The following is a 17,949-nucleotide window of genomic DNA, read 5'->3' on the forward strand; positions in this document are numbered from 1 at the left end:
GGTTGGTTAAAAAGCCGAATTCGAAAGCTCCTTCCCCATGACGATGGCTTGCGCGCTGCCATGGAGTCAATCCTTAAGCAAGCCGTGTCCTAACCTAACCGGCTTTAGCTATAGATGGGAATTTCAAGCTGAGCCGATAGCGGGTCAAGGTCTCCGCGCCAACAGAAATGCCCATTAGTCTTTCTTGAAAAATTACAGTCGACTCCCCACCTTTTAGCAGGTTAAGAATAACAATAACTACCCTCGTTTTTTTTGGAGTGTAATCCTAGCATTAGTATTGGAGAAATCACTTGAAAAGCACTTACCCAGTGCTTCGCCTTGACCTGGAACTCGAAGTCTAGGCTGTAGCGTAAAAAAAAAGTCACCCTAGAACCTACTAGTAAACCCAAAACCAGAAACAACAATGTAATCCAAAACTTGTTGAGAGGTATTGCAAAAAACGGCATTGAAACTAGCTCTAGGTAAGCTAATAACATCACTAAAGCTAGTGCTAGATAAGTCCATAACGCCATGTCACTATCTATATATTGAATTTGCTTTAATGGTACTTTTAGTTGAAGAGTAGTTTGAGTTTTTTTCAGGAAAATAGAGGAGGAGTCGGGACGTGTTGTTGTCCCTAAGTAGTTCTCTTGTATGGTCAATGTTGCTTTTGGCTCTGGGCGAGGATTGAGAAAGCGTAGCCTTGCGTCCTGTGCTGTTGCCGGTCTTCTAGTTAGGCTTGGGTCTGTTAACCATTCGATCCAACTGGTGAAAGATCCGCTGAGAGAGGTCAAGTGCTTAAATTCGACGTGCAAATCGTTTTGAGGTAGATCGGCAGGATGTTGACCTGTCGCCAAATAAATCAAGGTCATACCGACGCCATACAAGTCGGGGTAGTACTAGAGAGGTAATGATGCGTTGTAGTGGTGAATAAAATTCCATAGCAGGCCAATGTGATTGCGGAGGCTTTTGGAGAAGGCCAGACTGCGTCTGACAAAGCGTGACACCCGCTGCCTGAGGGTATTGTTAAACCGCTCAATGTAACTCGTCTTGCCGCTCGACTTACTGACCACTCGATGTCGTTGGTGGGGTAGCACCTGCTGGTACGCCTCCCAGGCGTCGGTATAGATGACCGCACACTGTCGATAAATCTTGGGCAAGGACTCCCAGAGTCGTTGTGCACTCTGGGCAGAGCGGTCACCGACATGAGCCCCGATAATCTCACGGGTATCGGCATCAAGCGCTAACCAAACCCAGTGTTTGTTGCCCTTGTGGTTCACAAACGACCAGAGTTCATCGCATTGCACCGTCAACGGCCCCTTTTTTTGGGCCGAACCGTGGCTTGGGTCGGCGTTTGGGCTGCTTTGCAGGTGACATAGTCTTGCAGCCATTGCTCGGAAACTTGAGCTGCCCGAGCGATTCCAGCCATTGAGAGGCGCTCTAACAAGAGCCGGTCGATCAGTTCCCGCGTCGGGGTGTCGATGACCTTGTTAGTCGGGTTTTCGACGAATTAACGGCCACAGCCGCGGCACAGGTACCGTTGCTTGCCCGTATGAATATGGCCGTTTTTGACCGTTCGTTCAGAGGTGCAATTAGGGCAGGGAGGCATAGGCATCGTTGCGTAGCTTCACTATCACCCTAACAAATCCATCATTACCTCTAGAGTTCTACCCAAGTCGGATGCGGGTAACGAGCGTCCACCAAATTGTTCGGGTGGCATATAACCATAGGTGCCAACCACAGTTACCGTGCCACCATGAGCGGCTGTTTGCACTGAGCCAAAATCAATCAGATAAACCTCACCAGGGCTATTGCCGCTGCGGTTTTTGAGCAACACATTGCTCGGTTTAATGTCGCGATGAATGACAGGCGGTTGAAGTCGATAAAGATACTCTAAAATATCTAATAAGGCTTTGGCAATTGCCATTAATTCTGCTTCGCTAAATCTGTATCCATCCTGTGTAATTGTTGAAGTGAGCGAGCCTCGATATAGCTTTGCACCAGCGCAAAACCCTTACCAAACTCAATTTCTACCTCAAAAAAATCGAGGTATTGGGGTATTGCTGGATGATCAAGAGCCTTGAGGGCTTCTGCCTCGCGCTCGAATAACTTTAAATCCTCCCAAGTAAAATCTGGGCTAAACAGTAAGAGTTTAATGACAACAGGCAATTGGTTTTGCAAATCGAGCGCCAAAAACGTTTGCCGTCCGGGTTTGCGACCTAGCAGTGCTTGAATTTGATAGCGATCATGCAAGATTTGGTTTACAAGCGGGCTGTCAGCACTACCATCGAAATCGGCCATTGGTAAACCTTTTTGAGCTGAACGCTACGGATGCCTTTGGCATCTTTGCCTCAAAGGTACCCAACTTTATAGGGGCTCACCCCCAAGGCCAGCAATCAATGTGCACGGTTATCGGAAATGCTGTCAGCTACTACAACTTCGCCATTCTGTCGCGTCTACTTATTAAATACGAGGTCAGTGAGAAGGCGGAAACCCTATCCATCATCACGCAGACTCACCAGCGGCTTAGCGATACATCCATTTGAATGGTCAATACACCCCATCGCCGGGCAGGTGATCGACCTGGATCGAGCGTGGCAGGGCTGGACTTGGGCCGACGGAAATTTTTGGGTTTTGTGCTTACACCCCCTAAAAGAGTTACCCCTGTGCATAGGATGGGCACGTAGGCTTTGCTGTGAGGGTGTGTTCTTGATCCGAAAATCCCCTTCACCTTGTGGCTTGAAACTTTCAACCCATTTCTCTTCGACTCAATTTTTCTTAACCCTGCGACGCGTCTTTAGAGCTTGGGCAAGCTAACGGTACGATACCGTTTTTGAGGATTTGCCCGTGGGGGTACTGATACTGCTGGTGGCCGTACTGCTGATTGCAGCGGTCTTTTTTGTCAATCTCTACAACCGGTTGGTCACCGGGCGCAATCGCTACCAAAATGCCTACGCCCAGATCGATGTGCAGCTGCGTCGCCGCTACGACCTGATTCCTAACCTGGTAGAGAGCGTCAAGGGCTATATGGCCCACGAAAAAGAAACTCTGACGGCAGTAATCAACGCGCGCAACAGTGCCATGAGTGCCAGCCGTCAGGCGGCTCAGGCTCCCGGCGATCCGCAGGCGATGACGCAGCTGGCTGCCGCCGAGGGCATGCTCGACAGCACCCTGGGTCGATTTTTTGCGCTATCGGAAGCCTACCCTGACCTCAAGGCCAACCAAAACATGGCCCAGCTAATTGAAGAACTGCGCTCCACCGAAAACCGTATTGCTTTTGCTCGCCAAGCGTTTAATGACGCTGTCACCCTCTATAACACCCAGCGGGAGATGTTCCCCGGCAACCTGATCGCGGGCAGCTTTAATTTCAACTCGGCTCAGCTGCTTGAGGAAAGCGCCCCCGAGGTCAAAGCAGTCCCCCGCGTATCCTTTAGCTAGCCATGAATTTCTTTGAGCATCAAGACCAGGCTCGCCGCAACACTACCAAGCTACTGCTGCTGTTTGGGCTGTCGATCGCGGTGATGATCGCGGCATTCTATGGGGTGGCGATCGCAATTCTATTTACCCAGAGCGCTCCAAAGCTAGGCGGGCAGGGAGTGCTCTGGCGGCCGGGAGTCCTATTTTGGGTGACCAGCGGTACCTTGGCCTTTATGGTGGTGGGCAGCTCGACCAAAATGGCTCAGCTTAGCCAGGGGGGCCACAGCCTAGCCAAAGGGCTGGGCGGTCGAGAGCTGAACCCCCTCACCGACGACCCCGATGAGCAGCGGTTGATCAACGTGGTCAGCGAGATGGCCCTAGCCTCAGGAACCCCCATCCCCGCCATGTATCTGCTGGATGACGAGCCGGGCATCAACGCCTTTGCAGCGGGCCATACCGCTGACAAAGCCGTGATTGGCGTGACCCGTGGCTGTCTCGAGCAGCTTAACCGCGACGAGCTGCAAGGGGTAATTGGCCATGAGTTCAGCCACATTCTCAACGGCGACATGGGCCTCAACCTCAAGCTGATTGGGGTAATTCACGGTCTGCTGCTGATCTACATTGCCGGGCGGATGGTGCTGCGCTTGAGCTGCTACTCTGACGGATCGTCGCGCCGATCGAAGGACGACAAGGGGGCTGGGGCAGTTTTGGCAGCGGCTCTGGCCATGGTAGTAATTGGCTACTTGGGGGTGCTATGCGGACGGCTGATCAAAAGCGCCGTGTCGCGGGAGCGAGAGTTTTTAGCCGATGCCTCGGCGGTGCAATTTACTCGCAACCCCGAGGGCCTGACCGGAGCGCTGCGTAAAATTGGTCAGATCTCGGCGGGGTCAACAATGGTTTCTCCCATGGCCGAAACGGCCAGCCATCTATTGTTTGGTGAGGCCAACGGCTACCTGTCATTTTTTGGGGATTGGTTTGCCACCCATCCGCCCGTGGGCGAGCGACTACGACGCCTGGGCCAGGTACCGATCCCTCAAGGATCGTCCTCCACAATGGCTAAGGCATCGACCTTAAATTCTCCAGAAGAATCGCTGGTGATGGGGCTGCATGGGGGCACAAGCACCGCCGTGCAAAAGGAAACTGCTGCGATCGCCTCCCCCGACCCAAGCCAGTTTGTAACCGCCATTGGCACCACCGATGCCCGGCGACTGGAGCAGGTGCGATCGCTGCTCAACCAGCTGCCCGCTGAGATTAAGTTGGCCCTACAAGACCCTACTGCGGCTGCCGAGGTAGTTTATGCTCTGCTGGTGCGAACCAAGCCCGCCCTACAAACCCAGCAAATCGAGTACCTGTCCAACACCTATGGCCCAGATTGTAGAAAGCGAGTAGGACAGATTTACAATCAGGTTCGCGCCCTCAAGCCAGGGCAAGATCTGCTGTTGTTAGAGGCGCTAGTTCCCGCCCTCCAGCAGCTCGACCCCGATGCGGGGCGAAAGTTTATCCAAACGGCTCAGGCCTTGAGCCAGCCAGGGGGGCGCCTGCTACCCTCGAACTATCCACTGCAGCTAATTCTGCGCAAACGGCTGTCGAGTAATTCAGGTCAACCTTCAACCATCAGTGACATAAACGATCTCTGGAGCGACGCCCTTGTGGTGCTAGCCCTGCTGGCGCGGGTTGGCCACCCTCGCCCAGAGGATGCTCTCTACGCCTTCAAGCTTGGCCTTTCGCAACTGCCAGGGGCCAAAATGCAAACCTCCCCCAACCAGCTGCCTCCCGTCAACAGCGCTGACATCAACACCAGCCTCAGTCGCTTAGAGCAGGCCGCTCCTAAACTTAAACAGACCATTGTCGACGCCTGTGCCCACACGGTGCTGGCCGACAACGATGTTACCTCCGCCGAAATGGGGCTGTTGCGGGCGGTAGTGATCACCCTTGACTGCCCAGCCCCACCTTTTCTTACCTAGTAATTGACTAGGCTATTGGTGACAGGCTTGAACAGCTAGGGTTCAGGGTCTACGGTATAGGGTTCAAGGCCGGTTGTGAATCTGAAACCTTGAATCCTGACCTCTCTCTAATCCGTCATCACTGGCTTAGCAGTCTGCTAAGCCAGTGATGACGGGTTGCAGGGTTGGCACTCTGTTGATCCACTGCGCTCAAAAACCTATCCGGTCGGCGGTTTCGGCAAAATTCGCTGCATTTTGCAGGTTGATTGCCCTAAGATCTCTGCTACAATTCGAAGTTGCGCTATTGTGCCGTTTGATTACCGTTGGAGAATATTCATGGCTCGTCATTGTCAACTCACCGGGAAGAAGGCCAACAACGCCTTTTCGATCTCTCACTCTCACCGTCGCACCAAGCGCCTGCAAGAGGCCAACCTGCAAGAAAAGCGCGTGTGGTGGCCCCAGGGCAAGCGCTGGGTCAAGCTGCGCCTGTCGACTAAAGCAATCAAAACCCTGCAAACCAAGGGGCTTGAAGCCATGGCTAAGGAAGCAGGTCTCAACCTGAACAAGTGCTAGTTTGGCTTCTAGCCAGCTAATTTCGGCGGCGCAGTAGCGCCAGCCCCGCCGCTACAATACCGATCGCAAAGGCCGTTCCTGGCTCAGGGACGGCCTTTGACGTTGTCTGGCGCTGCACTTCCATTACAAACTTAAACACCACTGACTCGCCAGGAGCCAGAGAGCGGTCAAACTGAACGGCGGCAGTGGTATCGGCATCGACCAAGGGGCCGGGAGTATTTTGCAACCCTGTAGCCGGGACGTTGTAAAGCTGAGCCAGTAGTGGACCGTAGGGACTAATTTGCACCGCTGTCGGTGTTTGGTCGACGGTGAGAGTAGCCCGGGCACCGCTGGGGTCAGTCTGGGTAAGGGTGTTGTTTGCGAAGAAGGCGGTGTTGGTGGTGAATGCGCCGTCAAACTGAAGATCGTAGTCGATGTACTTAAACAGACTGACATCGAGCCAGTCGCTGCCCATGTTGGTCAGGGTTACGGTTTCGTGACGAGCGGCGCGGTAGCTGCCGGGGGCACCTCCCAACAGCACAGAGTCGAGGGAAAAGGCCAGGTTGGCCCCAAAGAAACTGGCGCTGAGGCGATCGGGGCTAGGTTGGCTAAAAGCGGTAGGCCGGAAATTTTCGAGCCGCAGCTCCCGGGGGGCAGCGAGATTGCTGAGGTTGAGAAAGTATAGATCTGTAAACAGCGTCTCGACGCCGTCCACAAGCCAAGACTGATCTTCGCTAAAGCGCAGCAGATCGGTTTGGTAGGTTGAGTTGCCCTGGGTGAGTTTTAATAGCCCAGGAGGTAAAGGGTCTGCGGCTGCAGCCAAACTATGGCTGGCCAGCGCCAGGGCTAAACCCAGGGACGGAATGGTAACGGCAGACCAATGTTTCATGAACCGCAAAAATGGGGCAATCGGAGCCAGAGAATTGACTTTAGTTAGCAGAAACGAAAAAGCCGCTGGTGCAATCGCACCATCAGCCCATTCCCACCCAGGTTAGCCGGGCAACCCCGTTGCTGGAACCAGTTCTCTAAGGGGATTTACGGAATCCTTAAGCGAACTTTACGGACTTCGTGGAACCGCCGCTGCTCTCAAAGAACCGAATACCCACTTGCTAGGTCAGAACCGGTCCCGACGCCGGCAAAAGCACCGCCGACCAACCCTAGAGCAGTAGCGTAGACCAAGGAACGCTCTGTCGTGTTCCTTGCTGTGTTTTGTATTCCGCCTGCTCAGCGGGTTAGCTATGAGCGATCGCCCTCTTCCCCATGTAGTTGATGTCCGCCAGGCGGTACAGCGGGTGCTGCTGCTCATCCTGGCTTAAATCTGGCTGTGGTAGCCCTCAAGGCCACAATGGCTGCATGACCGGGTTGCTGAGCCTGTGGCCGATGCCCTACACAGCGTTAACAATGGCTAGGGCTCGCCGCTAACCGGTTGGCCAATCCCCAGCCCGATCGCAACCATCCCTACGGCCACCAGAGGTTTGAAGCTATTAGTGCCTTGGGCTTGCCTGTTTTGAAATTTTCAAGAGTGCCGCCCACAGCGCGACCGAGGCGGTTGAAGCTCGGCTGGAGGAGCTGTATTGCCCAATCCGCACCACTGTTCACTTAGAACCGAGACGTATACCGAGGAGGCGATTACCTATTGAGGTCAGTGGGCAGTTGGGGTCGCCAAAAGCGCTAACTTCACCATTACACTGAGTAAGGGGCTAAAGCCTTTAAAATCCGTCACTCATCACCTATGAATTTTTTGGCGAATCTGATTCCCGGTCGAGCTGATCAGGCTACCCTGCCCAAGCGCAGCCGTCGGGTGCGGGGGGTAGAGCTGAAGACCGAGGCCGAGTTAGAGACAATGCGCGGGGCTGCCCGCATTGTGGCCACGGTGCTCAAAGAAATTGAGGCCTTGGTGCAGCCGGGAATGACCACCGCCGATTTAGACGCCCATGCCGAAAAGCGGATTCGTGAGCTGGGCGCAACGCCCAGTTTTAAGGGTTACCACGGCTTTCCGGCCTCGATCTGTGCCTGTGTGAATGACCAGGTGGTGCACGGCATTCCCCACAAGCGTCAGGTGATTCGCAGGGGCGACCTGCTTAAGGTCGATACGGGGGCTTACTACAACGGCTTCCATGGCGATTCCTGTATCACCATTGCGGTGGGCGAGGTATCGACCCAAGCCCAGCAGCTGATGACGGCAGCGGAAGCGGCTCTCTATGCCGGCATTGCCCAAGTGAAGCCGGGGAACACGCTGCTAGACATCGCGGGAGCGATCGAAGACTGTGTCACCAGCTCTGGCTTTACGGTGGTTGAAGATTTTACCGGCCACGGGGTGGGGCGCAACCTGCACGAGGCTCCGTCTGTGTTTAACTTTCGCACTCGCCAGCTGCCCAATATGAAACTGCTGCCGGGGATGACGCTGGCGATCGAGCCGATTTTGAATGCTGGGTCTAAGCAAACCCGCACCTTAAAGGATCAGTGGACGGTAGTGACGGTGGATCGATCGCTGTCGGCCCAGTTTGAGCACACGGTGCTGGTGAGCGAGACCGGCTACGAGATTTTGACCGATCGCAGCTCTATCCCTGTGGCTCTGGCCTCCTAGGGGGCTGAATTGGGGTCTAGGCAGGGGCGATCGCCATAGTCAACGCTGGTGTCGATGGTAAGCACGTAGGCTTTGATGCCCTCGGTCGGAGCAAAGCGGTGTTGCCGAACTTCTTCCAGGGCCTTGCGATCGAGGATGCCGTAGCCCGAGCTGCGCAATAAAGCGGGCTCGCTCTGCCAAGACCCATCGGGCTTCACCAAGGCTCCAACATTAATTTCGCCCGGTGAGTCTGCCAGGCACACTCGCTGGGGATATACCGTGGCAAACTCGGAACTATCTATTTCTGGGGATAGCTCGGCCAGACCGGTTTCCTGTCGCAGGGTGCTAACCCACCGACTCTGGTTGGCGTTAAAGGTGTCGTTGGTGACAGCAGCGGCATTAAAGCTAAACCGGTTTTGAATAGACTCTGCCGCCCGGTCAACTTTGGCCTGGGGCAGGTTGAGGGCGGTCACGTAGGCCAACAGTTGCGGACCTAGCTCGGCGTCAAACAGGGGTTGCGTGGATGACGGAGCGGAAGGGGATGGGGGCGTAGGGGTGACAACACCCGCAGCCGGTGGATTGGCAGGTGCGGGTGGGGGTTGAGTCGGCTGGGTCCTGGTGGGTGAGGCCGCTTGGGAGCGAGGTTGCGACGGTGGGGTGCTCGCTCTAGACGGAGCCTGGGGCCGGGTCGATCGAACAGCAGGAGCATTCGCTCGAGCTACAGGTGCCGCTGGGGCCGTTGAAGGGCGCTGCAGCGGCGTGGAGGGGGAGGCGGTTGCCCCTGCGATCGCGCCTACGTCTGGCTGGCCTGCGGGGGGCACGCGGGTGATGGCCACGCTGTCTTGTTCCGGGTCCGGGGGAGGCACTGGGACATCATCGGTGGTGCCCGTTGGCAGCAGCAGCAACAGCCCGTGCAGGCCTAGGGAGGCCAACAGCATGGGTGCCAACAGCTTCTGCCACAGGGGCCGAGAACGCTCAGGGGGAGCAAAACGAGTCGTCATACCAAATCTACGAGGGGAACAGTGCCAGCGGCTTACGCTACCTATACTAGCTACCTACTATTCAGCCATAGAACTGGTCCATGACGGTCCAGTTCTCTAACCGGGTTGCTAGATCGAGCGAGGGTCATCCGCCCAAATAATTACTAGCCCCGAGGCTTGCTGCCCAGGGGCTCCCACGCCAATGCCTACCAGGGAGATAAACAGGTAGGGCTGCCCCTCCTGAAATACCTGAAACAACGGGTGGTTGCAGTAGCCATCCGCCACGCTATTTACCGCATACTGCGGTGCTGGAAAGGTGCGAGGAATATCTTGCTCTTCGATAAGTTGAACGTTGCGGGTCAGGTAGCGCAGCGACACGACGCTGGGTTGATTGCTGTAGGTGTCGGCATTGATCTGCGTAAAGAAGCAGGCCTGTTCCTGGGGCGACCAGGTCGCAATGCCCTGGGGGATCAGGTAGGCGATTGCCGGAAATGAGGTCTCCGTAGAGTCAAAATCGCTATCCTCTGAGCCCCGGCTCAGGCGAGTAAAAATTTCGGCCACCGCCTCGTTGGCGACCACGGTTGCAGCCGGTGTCGGCTCAGCTACCGCAGGCTCTGGTGGGGCGGGGCTATTGGCCGGGACCGGGTCGGCGAGAGTAGGAGTGGGGGCGGGGGACGGCGTTATTGGCTGGGTAGATGGGGAGGCGGGGGCTAAGGGGGGCGGGGCAGATGTTGCCGGAGCTACGGCGACCTCGGGCTCGGGGCTGCTGAGGGTGCCAATGCTAAGCAGATCAACAAACTCGTCTTCGGCGATCGCATCTTCAGCCTCAGGATCCGGTTGCGGCGAGGGAGCGGGGGCCAACAGCAATAGCCCGTGGAGCACCAGCGATAGGCCGAGCAGCGGCGCTAGCAGCAGCTTGGCTCGATGCCGCCGTGGCGTTGGTGGTCTTGGCGGCGATACTGGCCGAGGCGATGTTACAGATTCCCCAAGGGTCATAGGTGCTAAGGATAGTGGCAGCGTTAAAACGCTGATACAGAGTGAGCTAGCTTCAGTAGATAGTCGCAGCCAGCCCCTGGGACTGAGCGGTCTTCCCGAGGGCCGGCTGATCTGGGAGTTAGGCTTTGCTAAGAGGGCAATCGCGCTAAGTTGAGCGCAACCTACAGACCCTACAGCTCAGACAAAATGCTGGCGTAGCGTTCCTCAGACAGCGGCACGTAGCCTACTTCAGGCACAAGTTCAGGCCCGTTTTCGAGCATGAACTCGACAAAAGCACGCACCTCAGGACGATCCTCTAAGCTGCTCTTTTTGACGTAGACGAAGATAGGCCGAGACAGCGGAGCATAAGTACCGTTCTCAACATTTTCGGGGGTAGGCTCAACGCCGTTGACAGCAACAGCTTTGAGGGTGTCTTGGTTTTCGAGGTAGTAGGCCAAACCAAAGTAGCCGATGGCATTGGGGTCGCGGCTGACACCGATCACCAGAATGTTGTCATCTTCACTGGCGGTGTAGTCGGCGCGGCTAGAGCCCGCCTCACCCACAATCGTTTCAGTGAAGTAGTCGAAGGTGCCTGAGTCGGTGCCAGGGCCAAACAGCTCAATGGGCTCATCAGGCCAGCTGGGGTCGATCTGATTCCAGTTGGTGATGGTGCCCTGGGCCTCGGGACTCCACAGCGTTTGCAGCTGCTCTACGGTCATTTCGTCGGCCCAGTCGTTCTCGGGATTGATGACCACCGTCAGTGCGTCGGTGGCAATGGGCACTTCAATGTATTCAATGCCAGCGGCGGCGCAGGCTTCAACCTCGGAGGCTTTGATGGGGCGAGAGGCCCCCGTAATATCGAGTTCGCCCGCGCAAAACTTGCTAAAACCGCCGCCCGTTCCCGACACCCCTACAGTTACTTGAGTGCCGCGGTTGGCGGCCATAAATTCTTCGGCCATGGCCTCAGATATGGGGTAGACGGTGCTGGACCCATCGATCTGAATAATGGAATTTTGAGAAACCGCACTGGGGACGCCAATTCCTAGCGCTACTGCGGTGGTTACCGCCCCAGCCAGAACATAGCGATTAAATTTCTGTCTGCTCGTCATACAACACTCTCTGTAGCGTCCTAAACATGGTCAAATCCGCCATGGTAAACGCTACAGGCTCAACCCTAAGAAAGCTTGATGGTAACAATAAGCTTGAGGGAACAGTGAATTAAAAACGCTTTAAGAAACTCACAAACCTGTTGTTTAAGGAATAGCCTAAGCACCTTAACCAGGAGATGAAATTTATTTTCTCTAGGGCTATCCTCGGTGCCAATGTCGGCGCCAGAAAACTTGTAGGTGGGGAATAAGAGAGTGAGGAAGTTGGCAAGTAAAACGCTATCTCGACCAGCCCTCAAAGGTTAGCTGGAAGAGTCATTCAGCACAAAACCCTCGGTTGGATGACGTTCTTGACCGAGCTAGACCGTGGCAATTAGCTGCTTTTTGACCCAAATGTCTTCTCTTGAGTGGATGTAGACAGGGTCGGCGTGGAGGGCGATCGCCCGGTTGTAGGACTCCACCGCATTGCCGTAGGCACCCATTTCAGCTAGCAGCTTGCCCCGGTTAAACCAGGCCTGGTGATACTGAGAATTGAGAGCTACGGCTTTGTCATAGGCAGCTAGGGCCTCGGCCTGGCGATGGAGGCCGCAGAGGGCGTTGGCGCGATTGTTCCAACCGGTGCAGTAGGTGCTGTCTAGGGCTAACGCCTGATCAAAGATTGCTAAGGCCTGGGCAAATTGGCTCTGTTCGCAGAGAGTGCAGCCTTGGGCGTTGAGGGCGGCGGCGCTGTGGTCGTGGGTGTGAATGGGGTTCATGGGCGATTTTTTGGGGCGACAGTCTTCACAGTCTTCATTGTGGGGTTGGCGAGGGTGGAGCGATCAGGGGGGGTGTCACCCGCAGGGGGTACGGGTTTACAGTCGTTAGAGAAGATTTGGTTTATAGTGCAGCCTATGCCACAGGTAGCGTTACAAGAACTGGTTGCAGCGGTGCAAAGGGGGGAGCTAATCAGCTTTCCCACCGATACGGTGCCAGCGCTGGCGGCGCGACCCGAGGCGGGCGATCGCATTTACACCGCCAAAGAGCGCAGCCCCGACAAGCCGCTGATTCTCATGGGAGCCAGCCTTGACGAGCTGCGCCCCTACATCAATGGCACTGAGGATGAGCTAGCCCAGTGGAGCGCGATCGCGGCTCAGTACTGGCCCGGCGCGCTGACCCTAGTGCTGCCCGCCAGCGATCGCTTGCCTCCAACCATGAACCCTCAGCAGACGGGCACCGTGGGGCTGAGAATTCCTAACCATCCCCTGGCGCGGCACCTGCTGGGCCACACCGGGCCTCTAGCCACCACTAGCGCCAACCGTTCGGGAGAGCCGCCTCTAGAGACCATGATGGCGATCGAGGCTAGCTTTCCCCAAGTCTTTACCTTGGACCAGGCAACCCAGGCTGAGATCTACGCCCTTCTCCAAGTTGAGGTTCCCCCCTATGATCAGACCCAGGGCTCAGGACTGCCCTCGACGGTGGTGCGCTGGCAGGGGGGCGGCTGGACAGTGCTGCGATCGGGCGCGGTAGCTCTGCCCAAGGTTGAAACCGTTTAGTTGAAACCGTTAAAAGCGGTTTTGCCCCGGCGCAGCGGTAGGCTAGCAGGGGCGAACTCATCTATCGCAATGGACGGCTGTCGCAATGGACTATCCTCAGGGTCAAGACTTTACCGATCTCGAAGCGCTACAGCTGGCCTACGATCGCCTGCGGCACCAGGCCCAGCATCAAGCCGCCTTCTTGGGTACGGCCTCCCATGAGCTCAGGTCGCCCATCAATCAAATCATCAGTCTGCACCAGCTGATTCTTGAAGATCTCTGCGAAAGCCCCGCCGAAGAGCGGGAGTTTATTGCCCAGGCCAACCAGGCCATTCAGACCGTGCTCAAGAACCTCGATCTGCTGATCACCCTCTCCAAATTTGATATTGGTGCGCTTCAACCCCGGCTCACCTCCACCCTGCTCCAGCCGTTAATCACCCGCGTGCAGCGCATGATTGAAATGCAGTGCGTCAACCGCCACTGCCGACTGATTGTGGGACCGGTGGAGGCTACTCTACAGGTCCAAACCGATCCGGCATGGCTAGAGCAAGCCCTAGTCATGCTGATTGAAGCCGCCCTAGCCCAAGGGAGCCCCCAGATTAGCCTGACCGTGTCCGAAGACTCCACCACCGGCAACATTGGCCTGCACTTGGGGGCAAATCCTGGCGAGGCTCCACCGTCCGCCATGGCCGCTCTATCGCCTGAGTTTCGCTACCAGCTAGCCGCCCGTCTAGCGCCCCACCTGGGGGCTACCCTAGAGTTTTTGGGCAACGCAGAAAATCCCAAAAGTCTTCTATGCCTGAAACTGCCGTCCCCTACCACCTAACTCCTAAATTACCGCCATTTCATTGAACATTTGAATTAACCGTTCCGTTTTAGGATCTTTCGATATAGTTTGGGCAAATTGCTTCCGGAATTCAGTGCTGCTTCCCTGTAGCTGATCTAAACCCCCACCCTGTATCTGTTAAAACGCAGCCTGCCGGATCCCTGAAACCAAGTCACCGAAACAATTATGGAATTTGCCATCGTGCTCATTCTGGTCTTCATTGTGTGGACCAATGAAGCCCTATTGGGGAAATCATTAGTCAAAGAGACTAAGCCCAAAACCGCAGAAGACAAGTTTACCGCTGCCCTAAAAGAGTATTTGGATAGCGGTATTCCCGTGCGCATTGTTGAGAAAAAAGAGGGAGGGAAAAAGTAAGATGCTCTTACATAGACGTTACCCGCCCCAACCATGACTCAAGACTTAAATCCTGCTGTCTCTAACTCTGAGGCCTCGGCTGAACCCGCTCCTGCCTTTGGGTGGAATCGCTACGCCGAGCGCATCAACGGCCGATTTGCCATGGTGGGCTTTGTAGCGCTGCTGCTGCTAGAGCTGGTCACTGGCCAGACGTTTTTTAGCTGGCTGGGTTGGCGCTAAACGCAGGCCCAGTCCAGGGGTGCTGTGCGGTCTAGCCCTTGGAAATGGTAGGCTTAGGGGTGATTTTTGGGATGGTGTGACTGTGGTTAACCCCAATGCAGAAATTGGTCGGCTGCGGGAGCTGATGCCCGCTACCGCCCGCATGAAAACTAAGTTGATGCTCAGCGATCGCCAGCTGAACGTCATTAAAGCTGAGTTTCCGCGCCCCTGGCAGTCGACTCACACCGTCTCAATCAACCTCGACCTGTGGCATCAGCTGGCCGTGGCCGAGCGTGATCTGCTGTTTTTGCGCACCGTAAGCTGGGTGACCCTGACCAATGTGCTCAAGCCAAACTGGTACCAGGCCATGGCTGGAGCTGGGCTGGCAGGCAGCGTGGTAGAGCTGCTCCAGGGCGACGCGGTGGGCGTGGTGGCCGCCGCTGGAGTCACGGCTCTAGCCAGCTGGCAAATTTGGCGCGGCGTCACCGGCCCCCAAATTGAGATGGCTGCCGATGACAAGGCAGTGCAGGTAGCGTTGCGGCGCGGTTACGACCAGGCTGACGCGGCGGCGGCCTTGATTCGTGCCATTGAGATGGTGCCCCCCCTAGAGGGTCGGCGAGTGCTCACCGTTACCGAGCTGCTGCGCTGCCAAAACCTGCGCAGGCAAACCGGGCATTCGGAATTTTCGGTGCCCGAAAGCTATTTGCGTTAACTACTTATGGTGCAGTCATTGGCTCGGTCCTCTGAGGCTAACCCAGGCTGGCAAGGGTTAGCGCGTCTCAGCTATGCCATGGAGTCGGGTCGGTGCGTGCCAGCCCAGACCTATACCCGTGCCCCCCTGCGAGTGCAGCGCCCCCTCTATCCCGAAGGAGAAGGGCTGTGCCATACCGTGCTGGTACATACCGCTGGAGGCCTGGTGGGAGGCGACAGCCTGGTAGTGGAGCTGGCAGCAGCTCCGCGTGCCCAGGCCCTCGTCACTACCGCTGCCGCCAGCAAGGTCTACGGCAGCGCAGACACCGACAGCAGCAGCCAGCAGGTAGACATCACCCTCGCCCCGGAGAGCTGTCTAGAATGGTTCCCCCAAGAAACCATTGTGTTTAACCAGGCTCACTATAGCCAGGCGCTGCGGGTTGACCTGGCTCCAGGAGCCATCTGGGCCGGTTGGGAGATCACCCGCTTTGGCCGCAGCGCCCGGGGAGAAACCTTTGAGCAGGGCCACTGGCGATCGCGCCTCGAAGTCTGGCAAGCCGATCAACCCCTATGGCTCGATCGTCAGCACTTGACCGGAAGCAGTGCGGCTCTCCACAGCCCCAACGGCCTGGCGGGACACCCCGTGGTGGGTAGCTTCGCCGTGCTAGGGCACCAGTTTGAACGTGACTCGGTGGCTGCTCTGCGCCAGCTGTGGCCCACAGACCAACCCGGCGACATCGGTGTTACCCGGCTGCAATCGGGCTTGTTGTGTCGGTATCGAGGCCCGTCCAGCCAGGCGGCGCGGCGGTGGTTTGTGGCCGCCTGGCAGCACCTGCGCCCTCTCTATCTAGGGCGATCGGCTGCTGTGTCGCGGCTGTGGCCTCGGTAGAGGCTGCTGTAGAGTGGGCGAATCCCCGCAGCAAAAGAACGAAGATAGAAGAACGAAAAATAAGAATGACTAACGAGCTTGAACTTTGACATTCTGGGCTGTCCTAACCCAAGCACCTGCTATACAAGGAGCTGGCCAAGACGAGGTTGATGGTACGCGGGCATTCTCTTTCTGTTGCTGTAGGTAATAGCGGCGATCGCAGGACTTTAGCGCTCCTTCCGGACGAGGGGTTGACGCTAGCGAAAGTATAAAAACCATGAGACTTCTCAAAAGGTGCTATGAAGACTCCTCACTTTTCTGGATCTAAGCTACCCCCCGCCTCAGAATACGCGCTGATTATTGGGGCTGGGGCAACGGCGGCCATGTCGATGGCGGCGCAACAGGTGGCGGTGGCAACTCTGCCCGTCACCACCCTGGTGGCCCTGGGCCTGCTCAATCGCTACCGGCTTGACCAGCGACTCCAAGACAGCGAAACCGGCGGTCCTACCCTAGAAGAAGCTACCCCTAAACAGGCCCCAGCCGTCCCCCAGAGAGTTACCGCTCAACCTCGGCCTGACGCGATTTCAGCCCGGCCCCAGGTGGCAACCACGCCAACCACCTCAGCCCGCTTTTCTGAACAGCGCGCCTACATTCACGACAGTTTGGCCAAAAAGATTCAGGCCAAGGCCGACTTTGCGGCGGTGCAGCAAGCCAGTTTAAAGAAGGTAGGGGCCTATCTTCAGCAGACTCGACAAGAGAAGTCGCTGTCGCTGGAGGATATGTACCAGCGGACGTTCATTCAAACCTATACCCTGAGGGCGCTCGAAACCGGCAACTTGAAGCAGCTGCCAGAACCGTTCTATATTCGCGCCTTCATTCAGAAATATGCCTCAGCTTTGGGGTTAGAGGGGGCTACTCTGGCGGCAGATTTCCCAATGCCCTAGTTCTGAGGGGGCCTAGGTTAGAGCACCGCCACAGCTAGACCCGCTGCCGGCGGTGCAGCCATAGCAGTAGGGGCGGGTTTGCACCGTATCGATCGCATCGAGGGAGTTGGCCGCTAGCAAGTCGGATACGGTCAGGGGTTGGCCGCTGCGCCCCAGGCTGGGCACGGCCTCCATTTGATTGAAGTCGCAGTCATAAATGTGGCCTTCGTAGTCAACGGAAAGCTCCTGGCGACACATCAAGTGGGGTACGGTGGCTGGGTTGTGGTGATCGGACAAAAACTGTAGGTAGGGCGCGTGGAGATGTTTGCCCTCCAGGTATTGCTTAACCCGGCCAATGGGCAGGTTAGTGATGGTGTAGAGCTGGTTAAAGGCGATGTTGAAGTGCGATCGCAGATAGACTTCGTAGTCACTCTGCAGCGCCGTCTGGCTGGGGGTGAGCGAAAACTCGGCGCTGCGGGGCACCGGCGGATTGTAGACGAGATCTAGGCGCAGGGCGGGGTCATGGCCATAGCCCAGCTGGTTGAGCCGCTGTAGCGCCTGAATAGACTCGGTGTAGACCCCTGCTCCCCGCTGTTTGTCGACGTTGTCTTCGAGGTAGCAAGGCAGCGAGGCCACCACATGCAGCTGGTGGCGAGCAAAATATTCCGGCAGATCTTCAAACCCGGGCACAAAGAAAATCGTCAGGTTCGATCGCACCATCACCGTTTTGCCCAGCTGCCGCGCCGCCTCCACCAGGGGGCGAAAGCCGTAGTTCATCTCGGGAGCACCGCCGGTCAGATCAACGGTGGCAATCTGCGGAAACCGGCGGAGCAGCTCGATCAGCTGATCGCAGACCTCGACCGACAGTTCTTCGGTACGCTTAGGCCCAGCCTCCACATGGCAGTGGGTGCAGGCCAGGTTGCACTTGCGGCCTAGGTTGACCTGCAACACGGTAATCGGCAGTTTGGTGAGGGGCTGCCCCAGCCGCTGATCAAAGGGGGTAACTGCGATCGCTGGAGAGGGAGGAGATTGAACCATGA

General features: G+C 56.6%; 18 protein-coding genes and 3 pseudogenes. 12 read left to right on the forward strand and 9 right to left on the reverse strand.

Going from position 1 to position 17,949, the window contains the following annotated elements; translation table 11 throughout:
* Positions 1-221: 221 nt before the first annotated feature.
* The 3 genes and pseudogenes from H6F75_RS12460 to H6F75_RS28785 all read right to left on the reverse strand — a co-directional run.
* The gene (locus H6F75_RS12460; RefSeq protein WP_190752693.1) at positions 222-851 is read right to left on the reverse strand and encodes a hypothetical protein; all 630 of its coding nucleotides are present in this window, start codon (positions 849-851) and stop codon (positions 222-224) included.
* Between the two features lie 27 nt (positions 852-878).
* Positions 879-1,588: pseudogene (locus H6F75_RS12465) on the reverse strand (IS1 family transposase).
* Positions 1,589-1,639: 51 nt separating this feature from the next.
* Positions 1,640-2,280, reverse strand: a pseudogene (locus H6F75_RS28785) (serine/threonine-protein kinase); the annotation flags it as partial.
* 546 nt (positions 2,281-2,826) lie between these two features.
* Between H6F75_RS28785 and H6F75_RS12480 the strand changes: the two are divergent.
* The 3 genes from H6F75_RS12480 (at position 2,827) to rpmB (ending at position 5,912) form a co-directional block, all read left to right on the forward strand.
* On the forward strand, positions 2,827-3,417 hold the full coding sequence (locus tag H6F75_RS12480) for a LemA family protein (RefSeq protein WP_190752698.1): 591 nt from the start codon (positions 2,827-2,829) through the stop codon (positions 3,415-3,417).
* A gap of 2 nt (positions 3,418-3,419) precedes the next feature.
* On the forward strand, positions 3,420-5,360 hold the full coding sequence (locus H6F75_RS12485; protein WP_190752699.1) for a M48 family metallopeptidase: 1,941 nt from the start codon (positions 3,420-3,422) through the stop codon (positions 5,358-5,360).
* A gap of 315 nt (positions 5,361-5,675) precedes the next feature.
* Positions 5,676-5,912 (forward strand): 50S ribosomal protein L28, encoded by a 237-nt coding sequence (rpmB, locus tag H6F75_RS12490; RefSeq protein WP_190752701.1) that lies wholly within the window; start codon positions 5,676-5,678, stop codon positions 5,910-5,912.
* A gap of 16 nt (positions 5,913-5,928) precedes the next feature.
* Here rpmB and H6F75_RS12495 read toward each other — a convergent pair whose 3' ends face one another.
* Entirely contained in the window at positions 5,929-6,780 is an 852-nt protein-coding gene (locus H6F75_RS12495; protein ID WP_190752704.1) for a PEP-CTERM sorting domain-containing protein, read from the reverse strand.
* Positions 6,781-7,296: 516 nt separating this feature from the next.
* Between H6F75_RS12495 and H6F75_RS28115 the strand changes: the two are divergent.
* A pseudogene (locus tag H6F75_RS28115) lies at positions 7,297-7,392 on the forward strand (cation-efflux pump); the annotation flags it as partial.
* Between the two features lie 231 nt (positions 7,393-7,623).
* Entirely contained in the window at positions 7,624-8,478 is an 855-nt protein-coding gene (map, locus tag H6F75_RS12500) for a type I methionyl aminopeptidase (protein WP_190752706.1), read from the forward strand.
* Here map and H6F75_RS12505 read toward each other — a convergent pair.
* From H6F75_RS12505 to H6F75_RS12520, 4 genes are all read right to left on the reverse strand, one after another.
* The gene (locus H6F75_RS12505; protein ID WP_190752708.1) at positions 8,475-9,458 is read right to left on the reverse strand and encodes an energy transducer TonB; all 984 of its coding nucleotides are present in this window, start codon (positions 9,456-9,458) and stop codon (positions 8,475-8,477) included. The genes map and H6F75_RS12505 overlap by 4 nt on opposite strands.
* Before the next feature lie 108 nt (positions 9,459-9,566).
* Positions 9,567-10,433: a hypothetical protein gene (locus H6F75_RS12510; protein WP_190752709.1), complete on the reverse strand. Its 867-nt coding sequence runs from the start codon at positions 10,431-10,433 to the stop codon at positions 9,567-9,569.
* Between the two features lie 170 nt (positions 10,434-10,603).
* Positions 10,604-11,521: a PstS family phosphate ABC transporter substrate-binding protein gene (locus H6F75_RS12515; RefSeq protein ID WP_190752712.1), complete on the reverse strand. Its 918-nt coding sequence runs from the start codon at positions 11,519-11,521 to the stop codon at positions 10,604-10,606.
* A gap of 356 nt (positions 11,522-11,877) precedes the next feature.
* Positions 11,878-12,273, reverse strand: a complete 396-nt coding sequence (locus H6F75_RS12520) for a tetratricopeptide repeat protein (protein WP_190752714.1) — start codon at positions 12,271-12,273, stop codon at positions 11,878-11,880.
* Between the two features lie 135 nt (positions 12,274-12,408).
* Between H6F75_RS12520 and H6F75_RS12525 the strand changes: the two genes are divergently transcribed.
* From H6F75_RS12525 to H6F75_RS12555, 7 genes are all read left to right on the forward strand, one after another.
* Complete coding sequence (locus tag H6F75_RS12525; RefSeq protein WP_190752716.1) at positions 12,409-13,050, forward strand: L-threonylcarbamoyladenylate synthase; 642 nt, start codon at positions 12,409-12,411, stop codon at positions 13,048-13,050.
* Positions 13,051-13,135: 85 nt separating this feature from the next.
* Positions 13,136-13,855 (forward strand): HAMP domain-containing histidine kinase, encoded by a 720-nt coding sequence (locus H6F75_RS12530; protein WP_190752718.1) that lies wholly within the window; start codon positions 13,136-13,138, stop codon positions 13,853-13,855.
* Between the two features lie 186 nt (positions 13,856-14,041).
* Positions 14,042-14,230, forward strand: a complete 189-nt coding sequence (locus tag H6F75_RS12535) for a hypothetical protein (RefSeq protein ID WP_190752720.1) — start codon at positions 14,042-14,044, stop codon at positions 14,228-14,230.
* A 33-nt stretch (positions 14,231-14,263) separates the two neighbouring features.
* Complete coding sequence (locus tag H6F75_RS12540) at positions 14,264-14,449, forward strand: chlorophyll a/b-binding protein (RefSeq protein WP_190752722.1); 186 nt, start codon at positions 14,264-14,266, stop codon at positions 14,447-14,449.
* A gap of 82 nt (positions 14,450-14,531) precedes the next feature.
* Positions 14,532-15,140, forward strand: coding sequence for a DUF3318 domain-containing protein (locus H6F75_RS12545; RefSeq protein WP_347710645.1), 609 nt, complete (start codon positions 14,532-14,534; stop codon positions 15,138-15,140).
* Between the two features lie 18 nt (positions 15,141-15,158).
* The gene (locus H6F75_RS12550; protein WP_242019949.1) at positions 15,159-16,007 is read left to right on the forward strand and encodes an urease accessory protein UreD; all 849 of its coding nucleotides are present in this window, start codon (positions 15,159-15,161) and stop codon (positions 16,005-16,007) included.
* A 278-nt stretch (positions 16,008-16,285) separates the two neighbouring features.
* Positions 16,286-16,930, forward strand: a complete 645-nt coding sequence (locus tag H6F75_RS12555) for a helix-turn-helix domain-containing protein (protein ID WP_190752728.1) — start codon at positions 16,286-16,288, stop codon at positions 16,928-16,930.
* Between the two features lie 12 nt (positions 16,931-16,942).
* Here the strand turns inward: H6F75_RS12555 and arsS are convergent, their stop codons facing one another.
* Positions 16,943-17,947 carry an arsenosugar biosynthesis radical SAM (seleno)protein ArsS gene (arsS, locus tag H6F75_RS12560; RefSeq protein ID WP_190752730.1) on the reverse strand — a complete coding sequence of 335 codons (1,005 nt, stop codon included), beginning with the start codon at positions 17,945-17,947 and terminating at the stop codon, positions 16,943-16,945.
* Positions 17,948-17,949: the final 2 nt, after the last annotated feature.

This window comes from Nodosilinea sp. FACHB-131, assembly GCF_014695395.1.
Classification (GTDB): domain Bacteria; phylum Cyanobacteriota; class Cyanobacteriia; order Phormidesmidales; family Phormidesmidaceae; genus Nodosilinea.

Coding starts and splice junctions, on each gene's coding strand:
- arsS (WP_190752730.1), bottom strand. CDS start 17,947: ATGGTTCAATCTCCTCCCTCTCCAGCGATCGCAGTTACCCCCTTTGAT.
- H6F75_RS12510 (WP_190752709.1), bottom strand. CDS start 10,433: ATGACCCTTGGGGAATCTGTAACATCGCCTCGGCCAGTATCGCCGCCA.
- rpmB (WP_190752701.1), top strand. CDS start 5,676: ATGGCTCGTCATTGTCAACTCACCGGGAAGAAGGCCAACAACGCCTTT.
- H6F75_RS12520 (WP_190752714.1), bottom strand. CDS start 12,273: ATGAACCCCATTCACACCCACGACCACAGCGCCGCCGCCCTCAACGCC.
- H6F75_RS12495 (WP_190752704.1), bottom strand. CDS start 6,780: ATGAAACATTGGTCTGCCGTTACCATTCCGTCCCTGGGTTTAGCCCTG.
- H6F75_RS12505 (WP_190752708.1), bottom strand. CDS start 9,458: ATGACGACTCGTTTTGCTCCCCCTGAGCGTTCTCGGCCCCTGTGGCAG.
- H6F75_RS12485 (WP_190752699.1), top strand. CDS start 3,420: ATGAATTTCTTTGAGCATCAAGACCAGGCTCGCCGCAACACTACCAAG.
- H6F75_RS12540 (WP_190752722.1), top strand. CDS start 14,264: ATGACTCAAGACTTAAATCCTGCTGTCTCTAACTCTGAGGCCTCGGCT.
- H6F75_RS12515 (WP_190752712.1), bottom strand. CDS start 11,521: ATGACGAGCAGACAGAAATTTAATCGCTATGTTCTGGCTGGGGCGGTA.
- H6F75_RS12460 (WP_190752693.1), bottom strand. CDS start 851: ATGACCTTGATTTATTTGGCGACAGGTCAACATCCTGCCGATCTACCT.
- H6F75_RS12555 (WP_190752728.1), top strand. CDS start 16,286: ATGAAGACTCCTCACTTTTCTGGATCTAAGCTACCCCCCGCCTCAGAA.
- H6F75_RS12525 (WP_190752716.1), top strand. CDS start 12,409: ATGCCACAGGTAGCGTTACAAGAACTGGTTGCAGCGGTGCAAAGGGGG.
- H6F75_RS12535 (WP_190752720.1), top strand. CDS start 14,042: ATGGAATTTGCCATCGTGCTCATTCTGGTCTTCATTGTGTGGACCAAT.
- map (WP_190752706.1), top strand. CDS start 7,624: ATGAATTTTTTGGCGAATCTGATTCCCGGTCGAGCTGATCAGGCTACC.
- H6F75_RS12530 (WP_190752718.1), top strand. CDS start 13,136: ATGGACTATCCTCAGGGTCAAGACTTTACCGATCTCGAAGCGCTACAG.